The following is a 23,659-nucleotide window of genomic DNA, read 5'->3' on the forward strand; positions in this document are numbered from 1 at the left end:
CSGCTAGATCCGGCACGAGGGCGGCGGCCGGGCCGTCCTCCGCGAAGAGAACCGCGATCAGCCGTCCGGGCGCCGCCGCGGCGAGAGCGGAAAGGGCCGCCGCGTCGCGCCGGCGGGCCTGATCGACGCCGGTCTTGACCCAGTCGACGCCGGTCCGCGCCAGGGCGGCGACGGAGGCGGGCGCAGGATCGGCCACGGCGCTCGTCACGGCACCCCCGGATACCCGCGCGACGATCTCGTGGACGACACCTACCTCGAGGGCGCCCAGGGCTCCGCGCTCGGGATCCTTGGCGTCGATCAGGTCGGCACCCGCGAACCGCGCAGCTTCGGCCTCGGCCGGATCACGGACGCTGACGAGGAGGCGGGGCGGTCGGGCTGGCTGGACGGAAGACGTGGACACGAAACACTCGGACTTGGACGGACCGTCTCAGGACTTCCCGGGCAGCGGCTCGGCGAGCAGGCGGTTCTTCACCACCCACCGCATGGCGTGTGCCCAGGTCTCATCGGTGTCGGCCCGGATCGTCACCTGACCGCCGCGCACCACCTTGCCGGTATCGGCCTCGGCGATCGCGACGCTCAGGTTGAAGATCTGGCCGGACCCCTTCTCCACATAGCCGGTCACGACGAGGTCCGCACCCAGGCTCTTGCCGATATCCGCCGCGCAGCCGTTGCACTTGTAGAGCGGCCCCTCCTTGGCCACGACATCGGCCTTGGGCGCCGTATCGACGATCTCCAGTCCCGCCTTGTCGCGAAGGGCGTTACGGAGCTCGTCGGTGACCAGCGTGAGCTTCCGGGCATCGACCGGCCGCATCCGGGTTCCGTAGGACGCACCGGGGTCGAACAGTTCGACCGGGAACACGGCCGCCTTCTCGGCGGCGCGGGCGGCGCTGGGCAAGGCGGCGCTCAGGGTGACGAGACCGCACGCGGCCGTCGCGCGAAGGATCGTATGGCGCATCGGCAGGAGCTTCCTCTCAAGGCATGCGGCCGCCCCATTCGGCGGCCTTGTTGTCGGCATAGGTCGGGCGAAGGGACAATTTGGCAATGTACTTCGGCTGCCGCCTCCCCCACGACGGTAACGTGAACGTCGGGACGACACGCCGCGGTTGAGCGGTCCGCGCGGATGCTGATAGAGGCCGCCCACATGCACGATCCTGCACCCGAGACGGTTTTCCGGTTCCCGGCGCGCCCGGCCTGGCTGTGCGCGGCCGTCCTCGCGCTGGCCCCAATCCCTGCGGCCGCGCAGCCCCAGGGCACGGCCGCGCCGGCCCAGGACACGGCTGCCGCCGCAGCCCCGCAGGCGCTGGAGACGCATATCGGCCTGATCTACCGGCCGCAGCCCGCGCCCTCTTCCTACGACGCCGAAGCGGCGCCCGAAGACGAGGGGCTGGCCGGGGCCAGGATGGGCGTCGCCGACAGCAACACCACGGGCCGCTTCACCAAGCAGTCCTTCGTGCTGGACGATGTGGCGCTGACCGACGACAAGCCCGACGCCGTGGCCGCCGCGAAGGACCTGGTCGGCAAGGGCGTCCGCTATCTCGTGCTGGCGCTGCCCGCCGACGCCGTGATCGCGGTGGCGGACGCGGTGAAGGATACGGGCGCGGTGGTCCTTAACGCGGGCGCCGCCGATGACAGCCTGCGCGGGGCCGATTGCCGCGCCAACGTCTTCCACATCCTGCCGTCCCGCGCGATGCTGACCGACGCCCTGGCGCAGTACCTGACGGTGATGCGCTGGCGGAAGATCTTCCTGATCGTCGGCCCGACCGATGCCGACAAGGCCTACGCGGATGCGGTCCGCAACTCGGCGCGGAAGTTCGCCCTGAAGATCACCGCCGAGAAACCCTGGACCTTCGGCCCCCTGGCCAAGGCGCGCGGCGACACCCCCACGCGGGCCGAGGCGATGGTCTTCACCCGAGGCCTCGATTACGACATGGCCGTCGTCGCCGACGAGGAGGGCGACTGGGGCGATTACGTCCCCTATCGCACGGTGGACCCGAGGCCCGTGGGCGGCACGCAGGCGCTGACGCCCACGACCTGGTCGCCCGTCCTGGAGACCTGGGGGGCTGCGCAGGCCCAGAACCGCTTCCGCCGGCTGGCTTCGCGGCTGATGCGCCCGCTGGATTACCAGGTTTGGGCGGCGGTGCGGACGGTCGGCGAGGCCGTCACGGCGAAGAAGACGAACGATCCGGCGGTGATCGCGCCCTTCCTCGTCGATCCGGCCTTCACCCTGCCGGCCTACAAGGGCGTACCCTTGAGCTTCCGGCCCTGGGATCACCAGCTGCGCCAAGCGATCATCGTGGTGCAGCCGAAGGCGCTGGTCTCCGTGGCGCCCGAGCAGGGCTTCCTGCATCAGCGCACGCCCCTCGACACGCTGGGCGTCGACCTGCCGGAGACCACCTGCAAGTTCAAGTGAGCCCGCGGCCTGCGGCGATGGCGAGCCGTCAAAACCCTCGCAACGCGCGGGAATCGCACTACAAACGTCCCACGAGAACGTCCGCCGAGGACGCCGGGACGTCACAAGGGAAGGAACTGGCATGCGCCGCCGCGTCGAGGCTTGTCTGAGTGTAATTGCCCTCGGTGCCTGGTTCGCCCTTGGCGGGCCGGCCTCCGCCTTCACGGCCTACGTCACCAACGAGAAGGGCAACTCGGTCAGCGTCATCGACACCAACACGATGGCGGTCACGGCGACCTGGAAGGTCGGGCGTCGCCCGCGGGGTGTCACCGTCTCCAAGGACGGCAAGGAGCTGTTCGTCTGCGCCAGCGACGACGACCGGATCGACGTGCTCGACACGAGTTCCGGCAAGGTGGTGCGGTCCCTGCGCTCCGGCCCCGATCCGGAGCAGTTCATCCTCGATGCCTCCGGCAACCCCCTCTACGTCGCCAACGAGGATGACAGCCAGGTCACGATCATCGACATCGAGAAGAACAAGGTGCTCGCCGAGGTGCCGGTCGGAGTCGAGCCGGAAGGAATGGGGCTGTCGCCGGACGGGAAGGTTTTGGTCAACACCTCCGAAACCACCAACATGGCCCACTTCATCGATACGAAGACCTTCCAGGTGATCGACAACGTGCTCGTGGATGCGCGGCCGCGCTTCGCGGAGTTCTCCGCCGACGGCAAGTTCCTGTGGGTGTCGGCGGAGGTCGGCGGCACGGTGAGCGTCATCGACGTGGCGCAGCGCCGGGTGATCAAGAAGATCACCTTCAAGATCCCGAGCGTGAACGACGAGGCGATCCAGCCGGTGGGCATCCGGATCACCCAGGACGGCAGCAAGGCCTTCGTCGCCCTCGGGCCGGCCAACCGCGTCGCCGTGATCGATGCCAAGACCTACGAGGTCGAGAAGTATCTTCCGGTGGGCCAGCGCGTCTGGCAGCTCGCCTTCACGCCGGACCAGAAGATGCTGTTCACCACGAACGGCACTTCCAACGATGTCTCGGTGATCGACGTAGCCGCCCAGAAGGTGGTGAAGAGCATCCCGGTCGGGCTCCTACCCTGGGGCGTGGCGCTCTCGCCGAACTGATCCGCGCCCGCCGGGCGACAAGCGAAGTCGGCCGCATCCCGAGGCGGCCCTCCAGGGTGGAACACGACATGACGCGCATGTTTCGAACGGCGGCCCTCGGTCTGGCAGGGCTGCTCGCGGCCGCTCCGGCCAGCGCCCTCGACCTGACCAAGAAACGGGAGAACCTGCCCGACCTCGTCCTCGGCGACGACCAGGGCAACGATTTCGCCGTCGAGAACAAGGACATCACGCTGGAATCCGGCAAGGCCTACCGGCTGCGGATCGTCGCCAAGGGGCGTCAGGAATACAAATTCTATGCGCCCGAGTTCTTCCGTTACATCTGGTTCAACCAGATCGTGATCGAGCATAAGGAGATCCACGGCGGCGGACCGCCCGATCACCTGGAATTCGACGATCCCGGCGAGATCGCCATCGAGTTCGTGGCGATCAAGCCGGGCACCTATCCCTGGGCGGCGCGCGGCCTGGAGGCCAAGGGCATGACCGGCACGTTGACGGTGAAGTGATGCGCATCCTCCTGCTCGCCGCCTGCCTCCTCGCCGCCGGTCCGGCTATCGCGGCCGACGACGCCTCCGCCTGCGCCGAGGGCATCACGATGATCCGCGACGCGCTCGCGCTGAACCCGCCCGAGGCGTCCGTGCCGAAGCTCAGGAAGGCCCTGCGCGTGGCCGAGCGGGAGCAGAAGGAAGGCGAGTTCGACGAGTGCCTCGACGCCGTGGCCGATGCCCGCAAGGTTCTGGGACGATGAGCGCGGGGGAGACCGCCGCCCTCCTCGTCGAGCATGTCGGCCACCGGTTCGGAACCCGCGCCGCCCTGGACGACGTCTCGATCACGGTGGAACGCGGGCGTTTCGCTGCCCTTCTCGGGCCGAACGGCGCCGGCAAGACGACGTTGTTTTCGGTGATCACGCGGCTCTACACCAACCAGACCGGCCGGGTCTCGATCTTCGGCCACGCCCTCGACCGTGAGCCGTCCCGGGCGCTGGCGCGGCTCGGCGTCGTGTTCCAGGCCCGGACGCTCGACACCGACCTCACCGTCGAGCAGAACCTTCTGTACCACGCGAGCCTCCACGGCATCGCCCGTGCCGCCGCCAAGGAACGGGTCGGCGTCATGCTCGACCGCGTCGGCCTGGCCGACCGACGCCACGACAAGGTGCGGACGCTCTCGGGCGGCCAGTCGCGCCGCATCGAGATCGCCCGCTCGCTGATCCACCGCCCGGACCTGCTGCTCCTCGACGAGCCCACCGTCGGCCTCGACCTCGAATCCCGGGCCGATATCGTGGCGATCGTGCGCGCCCTGGTGCGCGAGGAGGGTCTGTCGGTGCTCTGGGCAACCCACATCTTCGAGGAGATCGCGGACGACGACGAGGCGGTGGTCCTGCACCGGGGCCGGATCGTCGCCCGGGGTCGTGCTGGCGGGATCGGCTTGCCCGGCGAGGCCCTGGCCGACGCGTTCCGCCGCTTGGTCGCCGAGCCGGGGAGGGCGGCGGCATGACGGATCCGACACCCCTCGCCACGCGGATCGGCGCCGTCCCCCCGCGCAGCCAGGCCGACCGGATCGGCCGCCTCGACACGGTCGGCTACCTGATCTGCCTCGGCGGCATCGTCCGGCGGGAGTTGCTGCGTTTCTTCAATCAGAAGGAGCGGTTTTTTTCGGCCCTGGTCCGGCCGCTGGTCTGGCTGTTCATCTTCGCGGCGGGATTCCGCAACACCCTCGGCGTCTCGATCGAGCCGCCCTACCAGACCTACGTGCTCTACGAGGTCTACGTGGTGCCGGGCCTCGCCGTGATGATCCAGCTGTTCAACGGCATGCAGTCGTCCCTGTCGATGGTCTACGACCGCGAGGTCGGCTCGATGAAGGTGCTGCTCACCTCGCCCTATCCGCGCTGGCTGCTGCTGCTCGCCAAGCTGATCGCGGGCGTCGCCGTGTCGATCGTACAGGCCTACGCGTTCCTGGCCGTAGCGTATTTCTGGGAGAGCGACATCCCGGCGCTCGGCTACCTCACGGCCCTTCCGGCCTTCCTGGCCACCGGGCTGATGCTCGGAGCGATCGGGCTGTTCCTGTCGTCGCTGGTGCGCCAGCTCGAGAACTTCGCAAGCGTGATGAACTTCGTCATCTTCCCGATGTTCTTCGCCTCGTCGGCCCTCTACCCCCTGTGGCGGATCCGGGAATCCTCGGAAACCCTGTACTGGATCTGCGAGCTGAACCCGTTCAGCCACGCGGTCCAGCTGGTCCGCTTCGCCCTCTACGTCCAGTTCGAGCCGGTCGCCTGCGCCGTTGTGGTGGGCGTGGGGCTCGCCTTCTTCGGCATGGCGGTGGTCGCCTATGATCCGGGCCGGGGCATCATGGCCCGGCGCGGCGGCCCGGCCGGCGACAACACCTGATGGAGCCCGCGCGATGAATTTCCTCCTGACCCGCATCCTCGGCTCGACAATCGGGCTCGCCATCCTCGCCGGTCCCGCCCTGGCCCAGCCGAAGACGGATCCGAGCTGGCCCTGCGTCCAGCGCAAGGTGGCGACGCTCAGCCCCGGCCAGTTCTGGACCGGGCCGGACATCGAGGCGGCCGGCGATTGGGGCAGCGACAACGATGCCGCGGTCCTGGCGCAAAAGATCGCGTCCCGTCGGACGGATCTCTCCCAGGTCGGCCCGCTCCTCGACACGTTCGCCGAGAAGTTCGGCTCCGACAAGGACGCGAAGGACAAGGCCCTGACCCGCGTCTACGCCGGCGTGTTCGAAGTGCTGAACGGCGAGCGCAACAAGGTGGTCGGTGGAATCGCCCGCTATGCGCAGGGGCAGCGCCGGATGGCCGAGCGCATCCGGGACGAGGCGGACACGATCAGCCAGGTCAAGGACGCGCCGAGCGCCTCCGATGCGACAGAACTGCCGAAGGACCAGTCCGAGCTGGAGACGAAGTTCGCCTGGGATCGCCGGATCTTCCAGGAGCGGAGCCAGTCGCTGACCTATGTCTGCGAGGTCCCGCAGCTCCTGGAGCAACGCCTCGGCGAGATCGCCCGTCTCATCCAGGCTCACCTCTGACAGGACCGCGTGGGGCTTGCCGAATCGTCCCGCGCGTCTTGCCGAAATATCCTTAAGTCTCTGAAATTGCTATCGAAACTGTTGCCGTTTCAGCACTCGCCGTCGGCATCTCCGGATTCCGGTCGGAAATAGCGCGGAAACGCGCCTCACGGCTTCTTGAACGGATTGTGCGCCGTCTCGGCCCCCGCCAAGAGTGACCCAAGCTCGACTGTAACGGGCATGGATCGAACGGTTTGGGGGTTGGGATGTCACTACGGGCGCTTCGGAGCAGCCTGGTTGCGTCTGCATCGGTTCTCGCGGGTTCGATGGTTCCCGGCGCGGTGCAGGCTCAACAATCGGTGACGCTGGGCGAGATCAGCGTGGTTTCGACCACGCCGGTGGGATCGGGCGGCGGTAACTCGAGCTCGGCACAGGCCTTCAACGGTCCCGGTCCCGTGCCGCCGGCCGGCTCGGTCGGGCCGAGCGCCGGCACACGCCTGCGCGGCAGCGAGCAGCCCCTCAACAAGATCCCCAGCACGGTGGAGTCGGTCACGGCGAGCGATCTCACGATCGATCAGGCCAGCAACAACCTAGTGACGACGCTGGCCCGGCGCACGCCCGGCTTCAACGTCTCCGACTCCCAGGGCAACAACAACCGCGTCGACGTCACCTATCGCGGCTTCACGGCCTCCCCGGTCCAGGGTGTGCCGCAGGGACTGGCGGTCTACCAGAATGGCGTGCGCATCAACGAGGCGTTCGGCGATGTGGTCAACTTTGACCTGATCCCGCCGCAGGCGATCCAGCGCATCGACGTGGTCACCGGCAACCCGGTCTTCGGCCTCAACGCGCTGGGCGGCGCGGTCAACATCCAGATGAAGAACGGCTTCACCTGGCAGGGCACCGAGATCTCGGCCTGGGGCGGCTCGGACGCGCGCACGGCCGGCTACCTCCAGTACGGCAAGGTCTCCGGACCGTGGAGCGTCTACTTTACCGGCGACGGCTTGAACGACCGCGGCTGGCGTTACGAGAGCCCGAGCACGATCGGGCGGCTCTATGGCGATATCGGCTACCGCTCGCAGGATTCGGAGTTCCACCTGATCGGGCTGGCCGCGCGCAGCTTCTTCGGCGCCGCCGCGGCGACCCCGGTGGATTTCACCCACCGCGACCCCCGGTCGATCTTCACCTATCCGCAGACCACCACGACCGAAGTCGGCACGCTCCAGCTCACCGGCCGGGTCGACCTCTCGCCGACCTGGGATCTTGCCGGCAACGCCTATTTCCGCCGCTTCAGCCAGACCTACGTCGACGGCAACGACGGCAATTTCGAGAATTGCAGCTCCCGTTCGAGCTACCGCGGCTTCCTCTGCTACGAGGATGACGGCTTCAGCCCCGCGGCGGGCCAGTCGCAGAATGCCTTCCGCAACCAGTTCCTGATCCTGGGCCAGCAGAACCAACGCGTCCCGTTCCGCGCCAACATTCCCTACGGCACCCTCGACACGACCCAGACCCAGGCGACCGGCTTCGGCGGTTCACTTCAGGCGTCGAACCGCGACCGCGTGTTCGGTCTGCCCAACGCCTTCGTGGTCGGCGGCAGCATCGATGCGGCCAATTACTCGTTCAAGTCGTCCAGCACCCTGGGCGTGATCAACCCGAACCTGTCGATCACCACCGATCCGAGCAACCCGTATTACGGCACGATCCCGGGCCTCGGTACGCCGATGCTCAGGACTGCCGGCGCGCTCGGGATCGCGCCGAGTTCGGTCAACGGCTCCAATGTCTACATGGGCCTCTACACTCTCGACACCCTGGACGTCACCGATCGCTTGTCGCTGACCGCCGGTGCCCGGCTCAACTTCGCCCGCATCCAGAGCGAGGACCTCACCGGCTTCTCGCCGGACGTGACCGGGACGCATTACTACAACAAGATCAACCCGGTGGCGGGCCTGACCTACCGGTTCTTCGACGCGCTGAACCTCTACGGCAGCTACTCGGAATCGAACCGCGCGCCGACGCCGCTGGAACTGGCCTGCGCCAATCCGGACCGGCCGTGCCTGCTGCCGAACTCGCTGGTTGCGGATCCGCCGCTGAAGCAGGTGTCCGGTCGGACCTACGAGGTCGGTTTGCGCGGCCAGCTGCCGAACACCTATGACGGCGGCATCATCACCTACAAGATCGGCGCCTTCCGCACGGATCTGACCAACGACATCCTGTCGCTGGCCACCCCCGGCAACACCGCCCGCGCCTACTTCGTCAACGTGCCGTCGACACAGCGGCAGGGCATCGAGGTCGGCGGCGAGTACACGGCCGATTACCTGCGGGTCTACGCCAACTACGCGCTGGTCGACGCCACCTTCCAGTTCAACGGCACCCTGTCGTCGCCCAACAATCCCCTCGCCGACGATGGCGCGATCCAGGTCCGCAAGGGCAACGTCGTGCCGCTGGTGCCGACCCACCAGATCAAGGCCGGGTTCGACTACTTCGTGACGCCCGACTGGCAGTTCGGTCTCTACCTCCAGGCTTTCTCGTCGTCGTATTTCCGCGGCGACGAGTCCAACCTGAACCGCAAGCTGCCACCTTACTATGTCCTGAACTTCCAGACGAAGTATCAGGTGACGAAGAACCTCGAGGTCTTCGGCCTCATCACCAACCTGACCAACAACCGCTACGCCACCTTCGGCACCTTCGCCGAACCCGGCGCGGTGGCCGGCAACCTGCGGATCAGCGATCCGCGGACCACGACGCTGGCTCAGCCGTTCTCGGTCTACGCCGGCATCCGCTACGCCTTCGGGGCCGATCCCGTGCCGATGTCGCCCGAGCCGATCATCCGGAAGTATTGATCTCAAGGGTATCGGCGCGCGGRCGWCGYCCGCGGCGTTTCCGGTTGACCCATGCGGCCTCCTGTCTCGGGAACGGGCGGGTGAGACCGGAGTCTCCCCGGTAGCCGATCCGGCATTGTGGGTCCCGCTTCAGCGCACCGCCCATGCCGACACGCTTCCGACTTCGTGGAGACAAATCCTGATGATGATCCGATTCGCCGTCGCAGCCCTGGCCCTCGCGGCCGCCACGCCGGCCCTGGCGACCCCGTGCGCCGACGAGGTCGCCACCCTGCAGCGGCGGCTCGACAGCGCCGGTGCCGCCGCGGTGACCGGCTCGACATCGCCAGGCGGCACGACCTCGTCGAACTCCCCGAAGGCGCTCGACAAGCCGCCCGCCCTCACCAAGTCGGATGCGGCGGTGAAGCCGACTGCCGCGGGGGTCGAGGAAGCCAAGACGCTCGTCGCCAAGGCCGCTCAGCAGGACAAGGCTGGCGATGCCCAGGGATGCCGCGACACGATCATGAAGGCCAAGGAAAAGGCCGGCGCTCTGCCGTAGCCGCGTTCGAGCCGGCGCCGCAACGGCGCTGGCTCGATCCGATCAGTAGGCGTTCTCGGTCTTGAGCAGCGCGAACGGTGTAGTCAGCAGGATCTGGAGATCGAGCAGAACTGACCAGTTCTCAATGTAGTAGAGGTCGTGCTCGACGCGCCTCTGCAATTTCTCCGACGTGTCCGTCTCGCCGCGCCAGCCGTTCACCTGCGCCCATCCGGTGATTCCGGGCTTCACCTTGTGGCGGGCGAAATAACCGTCGACCACTTGGTCATACAGGGTGTTGGCCGCCTTGGCCTGGAGGGCGTGCGGACGCGGCCCCACCAGCGACAAATCGCCCTTCAGCACGTTGAACAGCTGCGGCAACTCGTCCAGCGACGTCTTCCGGATGAAGCGGCCCACCGGGGTCACCCGCGGATCGCCCCGGGTGACCATCTTGGCCGCGCCGGCGTCGCACTGGTCCACGTACATCGACCGGAACTTGTAGACCTCGATCAGCTCGTTGTTGAAGCCGTGGCGCTTCTGGCGGAACAGCACGGGTCCACGGGAGGTCAGGCCCACCGCGAGGGCGATCACCAGCATGATCGGCGAGAGTGCCAGCAGCATCATCAGCCCGACGCAGCGGTCGAACAGCGCCTTCACCACCACGTCCCAATCGGCGATCGGCCGGTCGAAGACGTCGAGAACCGGCACCGAACCGAGATAGGAATAGCTTCGCGGACGCAGGCGCAGCTTGGCGGCGTGGGCGGAGAGTCGAATGTCGATCGGCAGGACCCAGAGCTTGGCGAGCATCTGGAGGATGCGCGCTTCCGCGGTGATCGGGATCGTGAAGACGATCAGGTCGAGGCGGGCATGCCGCGCGTAGGCCACGAGGTCGTCGACGTTGCCGAGCTTGGGATGCCCCGCCACCACGTCCGACGAGCGGTCGGCGTTGCGGTCGTCGAACACGCCGACGATGCGGATGCCGCTCTCGCTCTGCGTTTCCAGCGCGGCGATCAGGTCCTCAGCAGGTTGACCGCCACCCACGATCGCGGTGCGCCGGTCGAAGCGTCCGGCCCGGGTCTGCGCGTCGATGATCCGGAACAGGACGCAGCGTCCGATGAGCAGCGCCGCGAGACCGGTGCCGTAGAAGGCCGCGAGCCAGAGGCGCGAATAGTGGTCGGCCACCTTGGCCAGTACGAGGCCGGCGGCGACCATCAGAAAGGTCATCGACCAAGCTGCGATCAGCCGGAGCGCGGTCTTGAAGAAGCTCCGGAAGGCGGCGATGCGGTACGCGCCCGACGCCTGGACCAGGGTGACGCTGATCACCGCGATCAAGCCGATCGCACCCGCGTAGGTGAGGCCGAACGGCACGCGGCCGCGCAGCATCAAGACGTGCAGGATTGCGCCGAGGGCGAAGATCAGGACGCATTCCAGCGCGCGGACCAGCCCCGCCACCACCACCGGCGAAATCGCTGTCGGCCCCACGACGGCGGTCTCGGCAAGGGGCACGCGGCTGCCGGCCGAGGGTGACGGCCCCTCCATGGGGGCGGTCGCGTCGAGAAGGTCGCGAATATCGAACGCGCTCATCGATCGGCTCCCTCCGAGCCTTGTCGCAGCTATCCCCACCGGACCTTGGCACGGGGCGCTGTTCGAATACTTAAGGACGAAGCCGTGCGCGCCTTTTCCACTACGGCGCACAGGGCCACGTCGATCACGGACCCGTCATCCCCGATCAGGCGGTCCGGGGGCCGGTGATCTGTCGCGGTACGGGCTGCCGCTGCTGCGCGCGGCCCTCGAAAGCCGCGCCGTAGCCGGAGATGACCTCGCTGCCCATGCGCTCCAAGGAGAAGCGTTGCCGGATCGAGGCGCTGAGGTTGTGCGTCCGGGCGGTCAGCATTTCGGGTGCGGTGTCGAGGACGCGCCGGATTCCCGCGGCAAGGGCTGCCGGATCACCGGCCTGAACGAGGTCGTCCGCGGCCGCACCGAAGATCTCCGGGATGCCGCCGACCCGGGTCGCGACCAGGGGCTGCGCCGCCGCGGCGGCTTCCAGCACCACGTAGGGCAAGGATTCCGCCAAGGACGGGACCACCAGAATCCGGCCGCGGGCGAGGACGCAACGGATCGCTTGCGGCGGCTCGAACGCCACCGCGTCGGCAAGGCCGAGGCGCATGACCGTCTCGCGCAAGATCGCGGCATCCGGACCGGATCCGACCATCAGCAGACGCAGGGGGCGCCCCTCGGCGCGCAGCCGGACGAGAGCCTCGAGCAGGAAGGGGAGGCCCTTGGCCTCGCGGAGTTCGCCGACGTAGAGGAGATCGAAGGGCTCCGTCGCACGTTCGAGGGGCGCGAACTCGGCCTCCGCGATGCCGTTGTGCACGATCCGCGTCACGCGCTCCGGGCCGCCCACGAAGCTCCGGTGGCGGCCGGCGACGTACTCGCTCTCGAACAGGAACGCATCGGTGCGGCGGGCGAGAACCGCCTCGGCCCCCATGTAGAGGCGGTGGAGCGGGCTTCCGGGGCGGTAATTGTAGCTGCCGCCGTGCGGCGTGTAGGCCCGGATTGCCGGCCCGGCCGCGGCGAGCCGGGCGTAGACGCCGCCTTTCGCGCCATGCCCGTGAATGACCGTCGCCCCGACCTCCGCCGCACGGCCTCCGACGGCCCGAAGACAGGACCAGTCCGACACGTGCGGATTGCGCTGCATCGGGATCCGAACGAGTCCGAGGGCGAGGTCCGGTGCGAGGTCCGCCAGCGCGCGCGCGGCGCGTTCGCCTCCGGTGCTGGAATCGCAGACGATCCCGACGCAGTGGCCGGCCGACGCCTGGAGCCGGGCGAGGTCCATCACGTGCCGGAACAAACCGCCCACGGGCGCCCGGAAGACGTGGAGGATTCGGTAACGAGGAGCGCTTCCAGGATCGTTTGTCTTGGGGACCATGGTTCAGCTCCCGGGACTATCAGTCCTCGGGTTGTGGTGCATCCATGGTCGCGGGAGACTTAAGGCCCGGCAGCAGCGTTAGATCTTTCTATCGGCACGGTAAGCGGAGTTTTACGCTACCCATGTCAATCGAGGCGAAGCTACGTCATGGGCGAACCGTTCAGGCTCGCCCAGATGGTCCCATAGTGACAGGCCGTCGCCGCCAGGACGAAGCCGTGCCAGATCGCGTTCTGGAACGGCAAGGTCCGCCAGATATGGAACACTACGCCGACGGAATAGAGCGCACCTCCGATCGCCAGCAGCCACAGCGCGGTCGGTTGGAGCGCGGCGATGACCGATTCGTAGGCGAACAGTCCGCTCCAGCCGAGCATCAGATACAGGCCAATGGAAAGGCGATCGAACCGACCCGGAAGGAACAGCTTCACGGCGATTCCGACCAGCGCCACCAACCAGATCATCGCCAGGAGGGCGTAGGCCTTTGGTCCCGAGCCGACGAGGGCCACCAGAGGCGTGTAGGTGCCGGCGATCATCAGGTAGATCAGCGCATGATCGGCGCGGCGGAGCAGCCACTTGCGCGGACTGACCGGATAGAGGTTGTAGAGCGCGGACACCCCGAGCATCAGGACCAGGGCCGTGGCGTACACGACGACCGCAGCCCGCTCGCCGAAACCGAGATGCGCCGTCACGGCGGTCGCCACCAGGGCAACCGCACCGGCGAGGCCGAACACCACGCCGAGGCCATGGACCACGCCGTCCGCCATGATCTCCCGTGGCGTATAGTGCCAAGTCAGGGAGAGCGGCCTACCATCTTCCGCGAGAGACATCTTGAAGCCTCCTGCAAGTGCGTGCAGCTTAAAGCTTGAGAAGTCTTTGTCGTTCCCTGTGCAAATTGCGGAGGGGGAGTTATCCCAAAGTTCCTGTCGACGCGGTGAAGATCTCGTGCGGTGCAGCGAAACAGCCGCACTGCACGATTGGCTATATCGAACCGCCCGCCAGCCCTTCGAATCCGACAGGTACTCCCGTCGCGACCGGCTGCATGAGCCGTGATCCACGGCTCAGCCGGGCGTGCACCGTCGCCATCGTCAGCACGCCCATCGCAAGCACCTGATGTGCCAACGCCGCCCAGAGGGGAACGGCGAGGAGCAGCGTCGCGATGCCGAGTGCCACCTGGGCGAAGGCCAGTGTCAGGATACCGGCGGCCCGTCCGGCCGCGCTCGACGGTCCGGTCAGGCGCGCGTCGACGGCGTGCAGGATCGCCACGCCGATCACGAGATAAGCCGTGACCCGGTGGTCGAACTGAACCAGGGCGTGATTGTCGACGAAGTTCTCGATCCAGGGCTGGATGGCGAACAGGCTGTCGAGTGGCGGGACGAAAGTGCCGTCCATGGTCGGCCACGTGTTGTAGACGAGGCCGGCATGGGAGCCGGCGACGAGGCCGCCGAGGAAGATCTGGACCAGCACCAGGATCGGAAGGACCATGGCGGTCGCGCGCAGGCGCGGCGTGACGGGCGCCGGCTCTCCGCGTCGCTCGCCCGCGGCCAGCCAGACGAGGCCGGCCAGGATCAGGCTCGCGGTGGTGAGGTGTAGGGCGAGCTTGAGCGGCGCCACCGCAGTCATGCCAGGTTGGAGACCCGAAGCAACCATGATCCAGCCGATGGCGCCCTGGAGGCCGCCGAGCACGCCGAGGCCGAGCAGACCGAAACCGAGCCGGCGGCTGATCCGGCCCTGCCACCAGAACACGATCAGCGGCAGGAAGAACACGAGGCCGATCAGCCGGCCGAGCAAGCGATGCCCCCATTCCCATCCGTACAGCACCTTGAAGGCGGACAGGCCCATCCCCTGATTGAGAATGCTGTATTGCGGCGTGTCCTTGTACTTGGCGAACTCGGCTGCCCAGTCGGCTTCGGAGAGCGGCGGGATCGCTCCCGTGACGGGGCGCCACTCGGTGATCGACAGGCCCGACCCGGTCAGCCGGGTCGCGCCGCCGACCGCCACCATGGCGACCACCAGAGCCGCGACCACGTAGAGCCAAGTCCGCACTGCCCCCGACCGCCGGTCTCCCGCGACGCCCCTGTCCATGCCCGTCCCTTCCGCGGATGCCGGCAAGCGCCGGCGCCGTGCCTGGGTTAGGGGATGTGCGCCGGCCCATCAACGGCGCCGGCGCCGCAGCCCGCGTCAGCGGGCGCGTTGCAAACGGGATCCCGGGACGGTAGTCGGCGCCCGCGGCGCCAGCCGCTTGGCCAGGGAAACCGCTATGCGCCGCCGCACCCGAACCCTGATCGGCACCCTTGCAATCCTGGCCTTCGTCTGCCTGTACGGCCCCCTGGCGATGGCCCTGGCCGATAGCCGGATCGCCGAGACCCCGGCGGCGGTGCAGGCGGTGATCTACTCGATCCTCGGGATCGCCTGGATCTTCCCGCTGATGCCGCTGATCCGATGGATGGAGCGGCCGGATCGCTGAGGCCGACCCTCGATTTTGCCGCACTCGGGGGTCACAAGCCTGCCGGTCCCCGTTCGAGATCCCGCTCCGTGCACCCCCCGTCCATGCGCCTCAAGCCTCTGGCTGCCCTCGTCGTGCTGCTCGCGCCCCTGCCGGCCCTGGCGCAGGGCACGCCACGCTCCATCGGCGAATGCGAGCGCCTGAAGAACGATCTCGCCTACAATCAGTGCCTCGCGATGTTCGGCCCCGCGGCCAAGAACGTGGCGGGCGGCTACGCGTCGGCCGACACCTCCGTGAGTGCTGCGGCCACCCCGGCCGCCGCCATGGCCGAGCCGATCCCGCAGGTGGAGGAAACGGCCGAGGCCACCGGCAGCCGCCGCCGTCGCTACCGGTCGGCGCGCGGCCGGCAATACGCGTCCTTCTCCACCGGATACCGCCACCGCCGGCGGCGCTGAGCGGACCGGCCTCGACGAAGGGACTGCGTCGGAGCCCTAAGCGGGCTCTTCGAGTCCCAGAGCCTCAAGGACCAGCGCGCCCGGCACCGACCCGTCGCCGGGCCAGACGTTCCAGTCGGCGGCCTGATCGAGGGCCTCGGCGAGCCGCCGCTTGTAAACGTGCCGCGGCAACTCCTCGGCACCGAACTGCGCCAAGTGCTCGGTCACGAACTGCGTATCGGCGAGGCGATACCGCCCCGCGCGCAGACGACCCATCAGGTGAACGAGGGCGACCTTCGAGGCGTCCCGCACCTCGTGGAACATGCTCTCGCCGAAAAAAACCGCCCCCAGGGAAACGCCGTACAGCCCACCGACGAGCCGACCGTCGGGACCTGCGAAGACCTCCACGGTATGGACATGGCCGAGGTCGAACAGAGCACCGTAGAGTTCGCGAATGCGCCCGTTGATCCAGGTGCGCTCGCTGTCCCGGCGCGGTGCGGCGCAACCGTTGATCACGCCGTCGAAATCCGTATCGCAGCGGACCGTGAACTGATCGGACCGCACCGTCCGAGCGAGGCGCCGGGGCACGCGGAAGGAATCGAGCGGCAGGACGCCACGCGCCTTGGGCTCTACCCAGTAGAGAGTCGGGTCGTGGGCGTCCTCCGCCATCGGGAAGATCCCCGCCGCGTAGGCCTTCAGCAGGATCTCGGGGGTGATATCCACGCGGGCGGAATCGTCCATGCCGTGAGTGTCGCGCGCGGCCGGCGCGAAGACCAGATCCCGCCCCTGCCGCCGCTCGCCGCGGGCTTGCCCGGTCCCGGTCAGGGCTTCATGCCGCCGTCTTCCAGGAAATGCTCTAGCCAGTGGATGTCGTAAAGACCGTTCTGCACGTCCGGGTTGCGGACCAGCGTGCGGAACAGCGGCAGCGTCGTATCGATGCCGTCGATGACGAATTCGTCCAAGGCGCGCCTTAGGCGCATGAGGCACTCGTTGCGGGTGCGGCCGTGCACGATCAGTTTTCCGATCAGCGAATCGTAGTGCGGCGGAATCCGGTAGCCCTGGAAAGCTGCCGAATCGACCCGGACGCCAAGGCCGCCGGGCGTGTGGTAATGGGTGATCTCACCGGGCGACGGCCGGAATGTCTCCGGATGCTCGGCGTTGATCCGGCACTCGATGGCGTGGCCCTCGACCTTGATGTCCGCCTGGCTCACCGAGAGCGGGCCACCCGAGGCGACCTGGATCTGCTCGATGACGAGGTCGATCCCGGTGATCATCTCGGTCACCGGATGCTCGACCTGGATGCGGGTGTTCATCTCGATGAAGTAGAAGCGCCCGTCCTCGTAGAGGAACTCGACGGTGCCTGCACCGAGATAGCCCAGTTCCTTCATGGCGTTGGCGCAGATGCCGCCGATCTCGGCGCGCATCGATTCGTTGAGCGCCGGCGAGCCGCCTTCCTCCCAGACCTTCTGGTGGCGGCGCTGGAGCGAGCAGTCGCGCTCGGCGAGGTGCACAGCGCCGCCGCGCCCGTCGCCCAGCACCTGCACCTCGATGTGGCGCGGCTTCTCCAGATATTTCTCCAGATAGACCGCGTCGTCGCCGAAGGCGGCCTTGGCCTCGGAGCGGGCCATGCCGATCGCCTGCTCCAGCTCGGCCTCGCTCCGCGCGACCTTCATACCGCGACCGCCGCCGCCCGCCGCGGCCTTGACCAGGACCGGATAGCCGATCTCGGCGGCAATGCGCTTGGCCTCGTGGGGATCCTCGACCCCGCCCTCGGAGCCCGGCACGCAGGGGATGCCGAGCTTCAGCGCCGTGCGCTTCGCCTCGATCTTGTCGCCCATGGTGCGGATGTGTTGCGCCTTCGGGCCGATGAACCCGATCTGGTGATGCGCCAGCACCTCGGCGAAGCGGGCATTCTCCGACAGGAAGCCGTAGCCGGGATGGACCGCATCCGCCCCTGTGATCTCGCAGGCCGCGATGATCGACGGGATGTTGAGGTAGCTGTCGCGGGCGGCCGGCGGCCCGATGCAGACGCTCTCGTCGGCGAGCCGCACATGCATGGCATCCGCGTCGGCGGTGGAATGGACCGCCACCGTGGCGATCCCGAGTTCCTTCGCCGCCCGCAGGATGCGCAGGGCGATCTCGCCGCGGTTCGCGATCAGGATCTTGTCGAACATCGGACCCGTTAGGGCGTCCTGGCGATCCAGGACCGCGCAGGATGCTCTATCCTCTTGTGTTGCGGTGTCGTCCAGGAGGGAGCGGCGAGCGGCCCGGCGGACGTCCTAGGTGATGACGAGGAGAGCCTCGCCGAACTCGACCGGCTGACCGTCCTCGACGAAGATGGCGCTGATCGTGCCGGCGCGGGGCGCGACGATCTCGTTGAAGGTCTTCATCGCCTCGATGAGGAGGAGCTTGTCGCCGACCTCGACTCGCGAACCGACATCCACGAAGGCCTTGGCATCGGGCGACGGCCGGAGATAGGCGGTCCCGACCATCGGCGAAGGGACGGTCCCGGGCTGCACGCGGGGCGGCTCCGCCGGGGCGAGGGCCGCGGGCGCCGCCGGTGCGGGAGGCGGGGCCGCGACGGCGAGCGGCGCGGGCGCCGCAACCTGGACGCTCACGGGTTCGAGCCGCCGCGCGACGCGGATGCGCAGGTCACCCTTCTCGACCTCGATCTCGGACAGGCCGGTCTCGGTCACGAGGTTGGCGAGTTCCCGGACGAGTTCGGGATCGATGGCGTCGTTCTTTGGCATCCGGCCTACTTCGTCTCGCGGCGCATCGGTGCGTCCATCCGGCTCTGGCCCTGGACCTCGACCGCGGCCCTGCGGCTGGCGGCTCTTAGACGAAGGCGGCCCGGCGCGACAAGGCTGCGCAGGCGCCTTCGAGGTCCAACGGCGCGATCCGTCAGCTCAGCAGGAGGCGTGGCCGCACTGGCGCACGTCGGCGATGGTCTTGCGCATTGGCTCGACGCCGACCGCGCCGGGGATCACCTCGTCGCCGATGATGAAGGCCGGGGTGCCCGACAGGCCGAGCCGGTCGCCGAGACCCCGGTTCTCGCTCAGGGCGGCCTTCACCTCGGGGGAGGCCATGTCCTTCTGCAGCTTGGCGGTGTCGACGCCGAGATCCTTGGCGACCTGGATGGCCCGGGCGCCGTTCACACGGCCCTTGGTCTCAAGGAGCTTCTGGTGGAATTCGAACAGCTTGTCGCCCTTGAGCTGCTGGCGCACCGCGACCGCGACCTGGCTGGCCTCCAACGACTCCGGACCCAGCACCGGGAAATCCTTGATCACCACGCGCAGCTTCGGGTCGGACTTGATCAGCGCCTGGACGTCGCCGAGCGCCTTCCGGCAGTAGCCGCAGTTGTAATCGAAGAACTCGACCATCGTGACGTCGCCCGAGGGATTACCGGCCACGACATCATGCGGTCCGTTGAGAAGCGCCTCCCGCGACTCCTTGAGGGCGGCAGACTGGGCGAGTCGCTGCGTCTCCGCCTGCTGCTTCTCGGCCTCGGCCAGCGCCTCCTGAAGCACCTCGGGATGCTTGACGAGGTAGTCCTTGACGATCGCCTCGATGCCGGCACGCTGGGCGTCCGTGAACGGCGCTGCGGGCGGCGCGGCGTTCTGCGCCAGCGCAGGGATTGCGACGAGGCCGAGCGCCAGGACCAGCGCGGGCAGGGGGCGGATGAAGGGCATGGATCCTCGCTTGCGCGGCAGGCCGGCCCGCGCTTGGCGCGAGCGTTAGGAGTTGGGTTAGGCGTTTTCGCGGCGTCCGGTCAAATCCTCGGCGCCGCAGGCAAATCGGTTCGCGCGCCGGTTCTGCGACTGCGCCCCCGGCGTCCGGTTGAGGCGCAGGCCGCGAGGGGCTACCCCGGCGCGTCGGGCGACGGCCGCCGCGCCGCGCACAGCGCTGAGAAGGATCCCATGACCCCGATCTCCCGGCGGGCCGCCGCCGTCCAGCCGTTCCTCGCCATGGACGTGATGGCGGCCGCCGCCGCCAAGGCGCGGGCCGGCGACGACGTGGTGCGGATGGAGGTCGGACAGCCCTCGGCGCCGGCGCCCCGGGCCGTGATCGCGGCCGCACAGGCGGCGCTCGCCACCGGGCGGGTCCCCTACACCGAGGCCCTCGGGCTGCCGTCGCTCCGAGCCCGCATCGCCCGGGACTACGCGGAGCGGCACGGCGTCGCGGTGAGTCCGGAGCGGGTGGTGATCACCACCGGATCCTCGGCCGGCTTCGTCCTCGCCTTCATGAGCCTGTTCGATGCCGGCGCCCGGGTCGCTGTGCCGCAGCCCGGCTACCCGGCCTATCGCAGCATCCTGGCCGCCCTCGACCTCGTGCCGGCGCCCATGGTGCTGCGCGCCGAGGACCGGTTCGCACCGACCGCCGCGCTGCTGCGCGAGACCCACGCGCGCGACGCGGTCGCGGGAGCCCTGGTGATGAGCCCGGCCAATCCCTCCGGCACGGTCATCACCGAGGGGGCCCTCCGGGACCTCTGCTTGGCGGCCCGCGGCCTCGGCCTGCCGCTGATCTCGGACGAGATCTATCACGGCCTCAGCTACGGCGCGCCCACCGTCACGGCCCTGCGCTTCGACCCCAACGCCGTGGTGATCAACTCGTTCTCGAAGTACCATTGCATGACCGGCTGGCGCGTCGGCTGGATGGTCGTGCCGGAGGTGCTCGTCCGGCCGATCGAGCGGCTGGCGCAGAACCTCTACATCTCGGCGCCCTACCTCTCGCAGGTCGGCGCCTTGGCGGCGTTCGACGCCACGGACGAACTCGACGCCGTCCGCGACGGCTACGCGCGCAACCGCGCGATCCTGCTCGACGCCCTGCCGGCGCTCGGCCTCGGCCGCGTCCACCCGGCCGACGGCGCCTTCTATCTCTACGCCGACGTGTCGAACCTGACCAACGACGCCTCGGATTTCTGCCGGCGGATGCTCGACGAGGCGCACGTCGCGGCGACGCCGGGCCTCGATTTCGACCCGGACGTCGGCCACCACCACGTCCGGTTCTCGTTCGCAGGCTCGGAGACCGAGTGCCAGGAGGCGGTGGCGCGCCTGCGGACCTGGCTGCGCTGACCGGTCAGCCCACCGCGACCGGGATCAGCGCACCCACGGCGTCGGCGAGCTGCGAGAAGTGTTCGATCACCCGGTCGGGTCCGAGTTCGACGACCGGTAGATCGGTGTAGCCGAAGGTCACGGCCACCACCGGGATGCCGGCGGCCTTGGCAGTGTCGATATCGGTCCGCGAATCGCCGACCATGACGGCGCGGGCCGGATCGCCGCCCGCAAGTGCAATCGTGCCGGTGAGGTGGCGCGGGTCCGGCTTGAACTGAGGGAAGGTGTCACGGCCGCAGATCGCCGCGAAGCGGTGACCGATCCCGAGGAGGCGCAGCAGCTCCACCGACTGCCCCTCGAACTTGTTGGTGCAGACCGCGAGCATGAACCCCGCCGCCTCGAGGGTGTCGAGGGCGTCGACCACCCCCGGGAAGAGGTGGGACGTGTCGGCGAGGTGCTCGCCGTAATGGGCGATGAAGGCGTCGAACAGGCGGTCGTGGTCGGCCGGGGACAGCGGCCGGCCCTCGGCCTCGAACCCCCTTCGGATCAGCGCCCGGGCGCCTGCGCCGATCAGGCCGCGCGCCCTGGAGAGGGGCAGTTCGGCAAGACCCTCCTGCCGCATCAGCGCGTTGAGCGTACCGATGAGGTCGCCCGCGGTCTCCGCGAGCGTACCGTCGAGGTCGAACACGGCGATCGGCGGCCGGGACGTCGGTTCGGTGAACATGGGGCGAAGGGCTCCGTGCTGGCCGGGATCGGCCGAGCGACGCCTCGCTAGCGGGACGGCTTTGTGAGAGCAAGGCGGCGGTCGGGCGGCCGCGGATGGGCGGATCGTCTCACCGGACGCCCCAGACTCGCCTGAAAGCGCAGCGAAACGCAGCGCGTACCAGCCCCGGGACCCGCGATGAAACCGTCTCTGCCCCTCCTGGCCGTCAGCGCCGCGCTCCAAGCCCTGCCGGCGGCCGCGACCTCCTTCGAGTTCGTGCCCGCTCCGCAGACCGACCTGAACCGGATGTACCGGGTCGACAAGGTGACCGGCGAGGTGACCTCCTGCCAGTACGGGCTTCAGGAATCCGCGGGGGGCATCGGCCAGACGGTCTGTTTCGGGGCCGGCGAGGGCGCCGGGCCGCAGACGCCGTCGGAATACGGGCTGGTGGCCAGCCGCCACACCCGCGAGGCCGGCGTCTTCCGGGTGAACTACCGGACCGGCGAGATGAGCATCTGCTTCGTGCTGGTGAAGAAGGAGCAGGTGGTCTGCACCCAGCAGGGCAAGCCTGGCGCCGACAGCACGTCCGACGCGCCGCTCACCGGACCGGCCCCCGGCCGAGCCGGCGCCAGCGCCACGCCGACGCAGGGCAGCCGCCCGTGACGCAGCCTCGTCGGTGCGGGCGGGCGTTCCGATCGGGCCGGTCCCGTGCTAGGGGCCGACCGAACTCACTGAAAGACCGACTGACCATGACGCGCGACCCCTCGCTCCATCCCGCCGATCGGGCGCACTCTCGGTGAGCGGGCCGGATCTGCGGCGGGCGGCGGCCGCCCGCGCCCTCGATCTCGTCGAGCCGGGCATGCGCCTGGGCCTCGGCACCGGCTCGACGGCAGCCGCCTTCGTGGAACTCCTCGGGGCGCGGGTGCGGGCGGGACTCGACATCATCGGCGTGCCGACGTCCGAGGCGACGCGCGTGCAGGCGGAAACCCTGGGCATCCGCCTCGCGACCCTCGACACGCAGCCCGAACTCGACCTGACGATCGATGGAGCCGACGAGGTCGACGACCGGCTGCGGCTGATCAAGGGCGGTGGCGCGGCGCTCCTGCGGGAGAAGATCGTCGCCTGCGCGAGCCGCCGCATGGTGGTGATCGCCGACGCGGCCAAGCACGTGACGCGGCTCGGCGCCTTCCCGCTGCCGATCGAGGTGAACCCGTTCGGCCTCAAGGCCACGCAGCGTGCCGTCGAGGCGGCGATCGCCGACGCGGGCTGTACCGGGGCGGTCCGGCTGCGCGGGCTGCCGGATGGCAAGCCTCTGGTCACCGACGGCGGCCATTACATCCTCGACGCCCATCTCGGCGCGATACCGGATCCGGAAGCCCTCGGCGCCGCGCTCTGGTCCGTTCCGGGGGTCGTCGAGCACGGCCTGTTCCTCGGCATCGCCGATGCCGCGATCCTGGCCGCGGCGCGGGACGGGCAGGCCGAAGTCACCGTTCTCGGCAGTCTCGCCTGACACGCCGCCCGAAACCGCAGGTCATCCTCGCAAGAAGGTCCCGCATGTCCCGACGCCTCACCGCCGCGCTCGGCCTCGCACTCCTGGCGCTCCCCCACGCCGCCGTCGCGCAGCCTCACAAGACCGCGCAGGCCAAGCCGGCGGCCCAGCCGAGCGGCACACCGGCCGCGAACACGCCGGCGGCCAATACCCCGGCGGCACCGACCTACTCGCCGAGCCACCTCGCCCTGGCCCGGGAGGTGATGCTGAGCTCCGGTATCGCCCGATCGTTCGATTCCGTGCTGCCCGCCTTCGCCGACCAGATCCGCAAGCAGACGGTTACCCGGCCGGAACTCTCCAAGGATCTCGAGGAGGTCCTGACCACGCTGCAGCCGGAGATGGAACTCCAGAAGCAGCGCATGATCGACATTGCGGCGCGCACCTACGCGTCGAAATTCTCGGAGGCCGAGCTGAAGGAGATCGCCACCTTCTTCCGCTCGCCGGCTGGCAAGCACTACGTCGAGGCGCAGCCGCAGCTGCTCGACGAGATGGTGCAGGAGATGCAGGACTGGACGCAGGACGTGTCGGAATACGTCATGGTCCGGGTCCGCGCCGAGATGGGCAAGCGCGGGCACCAGATGCAGTGAGCGCCGCCGCTCGCCGGAGCGGATCGCCGTGAGCCTGCCCCCGACCGCCGCCGGCCGCCTCTACGCGGCGGGGGGCGCCCTCCTGGCCGTG

Annotated in this window: 26 protein-coding genes; 15 read left to right on the top strand and 11 right to left on the bottom strand. The window is 68.9% G+C overall.

The window, feature by feature from the left end; all coding sequences use genetic code 11:
• The coding region (locus AC1DXK_RS20090; protein WP_477298797.1) for a (5-formylfuran-3-yl)methyl phosphate synthase at positions 1-400 on the bottom strand (400 nt) is incomplete at its 3' end.
• 27 nt (positions 401-427) lie between these two features.
• Complete coding sequence (locus tag AC1DXK_RS20095; protein WP_457103836.1) at positions 428-955, bottom strand: DUF3280 domain-containing protein; 528 nt, start codon at positions 953-955, stop codon at positions 428-430.
• Between the two features lie 186 nt (positions 956-1,141).
• On the opposite strand from AC1DXK_RS20095, the gene AC1DXK_RS20100 reads away from it, so the two are divergent.
• From AC1DXK_RS20100 to AC1DXK_RS20140, 9 genes are all read left to right on the top strand, one after another.
• A complete protein-coding gene (locus tag AC1DXK_RS20100; RefSeq protein ID WP_477298799.1) occupies positions 1,142-2,410 on the top strand; it encodes an ABC transporter substrate-binding protein in 1,269 nt (422 codons plus the stop codon).
• 121 nt (positions 2,411-2,531) lie between these two features.
• Positions 2,532-3,515 (top strand): YVTN family beta-propeller repeat protein, encoded by a 984-nt coding sequence (locus tag AC1DXK_RS20105; protein WP_457103838.1) that lies wholly within the window; start codon positions 2,532-2,534, stop codon positions 3,513-3,515.
• 68 nt (positions 3,516-3,583) lie between these two features.
• Positions 3,584-4,018 carry a cupredoxin domain-containing protein gene (locus AC1DXK_RS20110; protein WP_457103839.1) on the top strand — a complete coding sequence of 145 codons (435 nt, stop codon included), beginning with the start codon at positions 3,584-3,586 and terminating at the stop codon, positions 4,016-4,018.
• A complete protein-coding gene (locus AC1DXK_RS20115; protein WP_457103840.1) occupies positions 4,018-4,260 on the top strand; it encodes a hypothetical protein in 243 nt (80 codons plus the stop codon). The genes AC1DXK_RS20110 and AC1DXK_RS20115 overlap by 1 nt, the downstream gene beginning before the upstream one ends.
• A complete protein-coding gene (locus AC1DXK_RS20120) occupies positions 4,257-5,006 on the top strand; it encodes an ABC transporter ATP-binding protein (RefSeq protein ID WP_457103841.1) in 750 nt (249 codons plus the stop codon). The genes AC1DXK_RS20115 and AC1DXK_RS20120 overlap by 4 nt, the downstream gene beginning before the upstream one ends.
• The gene (locus AC1DXK_RS20125; protein WP_457103842.1) at positions 5,003-5,896 is read left to right on the top strand and encodes an ABC transporter permease; all 894 of its coding nucleotides are present in this window, start codon (positions 5,003-5,005) and stop codon (positions 5,894-5,896) included. The genes AC1DXK_RS20120 and AC1DXK_RS20125 overlap by 4 nt, the downstream gene beginning before the upstream one ends.
• Before the next feature lie 13 nt (positions 5,897-5,909).
• Entirely contained in the window at positions 5,910-6,548 is a 639-nt protein-coding gene (locus tag AC1DXK_RS20130) for a hypothetical protein (RefSeq protein ID WP_457103843.1), read from the top strand.
• A 245-nt stretch (positions 6,549-6,793) separates the two neighbouring features.
• The gene (locus AC1DXK_RS20135) at positions 6,794-9,364 is read left to right on the top strand and encodes a TonB-dependent receptor (RefSeq protein WP_477298802.1); all 2,571 of its coding nucleotides are present in this window, start codon (positions 6,794-6,796) and stop codon (positions 9,362-9,364) included.
• Positions 9,365-9,545: 181 nt separating this feature from the next.
• Positions 9,546-9,899 (top strand): hypothetical protein, encoded by a 354-nt coding sequence (locus tag AC1DXK_RS20140; protein WP_457103845.1) that lies wholly within the window; start codon positions 9,546-9,548, stop codon positions 9,897-9,899.
• Positions 9,900-9,941: 42 nt separating this feature from the next.
• Here the strand turns inward: AC1DXK_RS20140 and AC1DXK_RS20145 are convergent, their stop codons facing one another.
• From AC1DXK_RS20145 to AC1DXK_RS20160, 4 genes are all read right to left on the bottom strand, one after another.
• On the bottom strand, positions 9,942-11,459 hold the full coding sequence (locus tag AC1DXK_RS20145; RefSeq protein WP_457103846.1) for an undecaprenyl-phosphate glucose phosphotransferase: 1,518 nt from the start codon (positions 11,457-11,459) through the stop codon (positions 9,942-9,944).
• 145 nt (positions 11,460-11,604) lie between these two features.
• Positions 11,605-12,804 carry a glycosyltransferase family 4 protein gene (locus AC1DXK_RS20150; RefSeq protein WP_457103847.1) on the bottom strand — a complete coding sequence of 400 codons (1,200 nt, stop codon included), beginning with the start codon at positions 12,802-12,804 and terminating at the stop codon, positions 11,605-11,607.
• A 140-nt stretch (positions 12,805-12,944) separates the two neighbouring features.
• A complete protein-coding gene (gene trhA, locus AC1DXK_RS20155) occupies positions 12,945-13,628 on the bottom strand; it encodes a PAQR family membrane homeostasis protein TrhA (protein WP_457103848.1) in 684 nt (227 codons plus the stop codon).
• A gap of 151 nt (positions 13,629-13,779) precedes the next feature.
• Positions 13,780-14,883, bottom strand: coding sequence for a COX15/CtaA family protein (locus AC1DXK_RS20160; protein ID WP_457103849.1), 1,104 nt, complete (start codon positions 14,881-14,883; stop codon positions 13,780-13,782).
• Positions 14,884-15,058: 175 nt separating this feature from the next.
• Between AC1DXK_RS20160 and AC1DXK_RS20165 the strand changes: the two genes are divergently transcribed.
• Positions 15,059-15,265 carry a DUF2842 domain-containing protein gene (locus AC1DXK_RS20165; protein WP_457103850.1) on the top strand — a complete coding sequence of 69 codons (207 nt, stop codon included), beginning with the start codon at positions 15,059-15,061 and terminating at the stop codon, positions 15,263-15,265.
• An 83-nt stretch (positions 15,266-15,348) separates the two neighbouring features.
• Positions 15,349-15,699: a hypothetical protein gene (locus AC1DXK_RS20170; protein WP_457104061.1), complete on the top strand. Its 351-nt coding sequence runs from the start codon at positions 15,349-15,351 to the stop codon at positions 15,697-15,699.
• Positions 15,700-15,735: 36 nt separating this feature from the next.
• Here AC1DXK_RS20170 and aat read toward each other — a convergent pair whose 3' ends face one another.
• The 4 genes from aat to AC1DXK_RS20190 all read right to left on the bottom strand — a co-directional run bounded on the left by aat (position 15,736) and on the right by AC1DXK_RS20190 (position 19,367).
• Complete coding sequence (aat, locus tag AC1DXK_RS20175; protein ID WP_457103851.1) at positions 15,736-16,419, bottom strand: leucyl/phenylalanyl-tRNA--protein transferase; 684 nt, start codon at positions 16,417-16,419, stop codon at positions 15,736-15,738.
• 80 nt (positions 16,420-16,499) lie between these two features.
• Positions 16,500-17,852 carry an acetyl-CoA carboxylase biotin carboxylase subunit gene (gene accC / locus AC1DXK_RS20180; protein WP_457103852.1) on the bottom strand — a complete coding sequence of 451 codons (1,353 nt, stop codon included), beginning with the start codon at positions 17,850-17,852 and terminating at the stop codon, positions 16,500-16,502.
• A gap of 105 nt (positions 17,853-17,957) precedes the next feature.
• Positions 17,958-18,428, bottom strand: a complete 471-nt coding sequence (gene accB / locus AC1DXK_RS20185; protein WP_457103853.1) for an acetyl-CoA carboxylase biotin carboxyl carrier protein — start codon at positions 18,426-18,428, stop codon at positions 17,958-17,960.
• A 156-nt stretch (positions 18,429-18,584) separates the two neighbouring features.
• Complete coding sequence (locus tag AC1DXK_RS20190) at positions 18,585-19,367, bottom strand: DsbA family protein (protein WP_457103854.1); 783 nt, start codon at positions 19,365-19,367, stop codon at positions 18,585-18,587.
• A 228-nt stretch (positions 19,368-19,595) separates the two neighbouring features.
• Between AC1DXK_RS20190 and AC1DXK_RS20195 the strand changes: the two genes are divergently transcribed.
• Complete coding sequence (locus tag AC1DXK_RS20195) at positions 19,596-20,750, top strand: pyridoxal phosphate-dependent aminotransferase (RefSeq protein ID WP_457103855.1); 1,155 nt, start codon at positions 19,596-19,598, stop codon at positions 20,748-20,750.
• A 4-nt stretch (positions 20,751-20,754) separates the two neighbouring features.
• Here AC1DXK_RS20195 and AC1DXK_RS20200 read toward each other — a convergent pair whose 3' ends face one another.
• Positions 20,755-21,453 carry a phosphoglycolate phosphatase gene (locus AC1DXK_RS20200; RefSeq protein WP_457103856.1) on the bottom strand — a complete coding sequence of 233 codons (699 nt, stop codon included), beginning with the start codon at positions 21,451-21,453 and terminating at the stop codon, positions 20,755-20,757.
• Between the two features lie 177 nt (positions 21,454-21,630).
• Here AC1DXK_RS20200 and AC1DXK_RS20205 point away from each other — a divergent pair, with 177 nt between their 5' ends.
• From AC1DXK_RS20205 to AC1DXK_RS20215, 3 genes are all read left to right on the top strand, one after another.
• Positions 21,631-22,095 carry a hypothetical protein gene (locus AC1DXK_RS20205; protein ID WP_457103857.1) on the top strand — a complete coding sequence of 155 codons (465 nt, stop codon included), beginning with the start codon at positions 21,631-21,633 and terminating at the stop codon, positions 22,093-22,095.
• Positions 22,096-22,228: 133 nt separating this feature from the next.
• The gene (gene rpiA / locus AC1DXK_RS20210) at positions 22,229-22,942 is read left to right on the top strand and encodes a ribose-5-phosphate isomerase RpiA (RefSeq protein WP_457103858.1); all 714 of its coding nucleotides are present in this window, start codon (positions 22,229-22,231) and stop codon (positions 22,940-22,942) included.
• Positions 22,943-22,986: 44 nt separating this feature from the next.
• Complete coding sequence (locus AC1DXK_RS20215) at positions 22,987-23,568, top strand: DUF2059 domain-containing protein (protein WP_457103859.1); 582 nt, start codon at positions 22,987-22,989, stop codon at positions 23,566-23,568.
• Positions 23,569-23,659 lie beyond the last annotated feature (91 nt).

Source organism: Methylobacterium sp. P3_A11 (assembly GCF_056403155.1).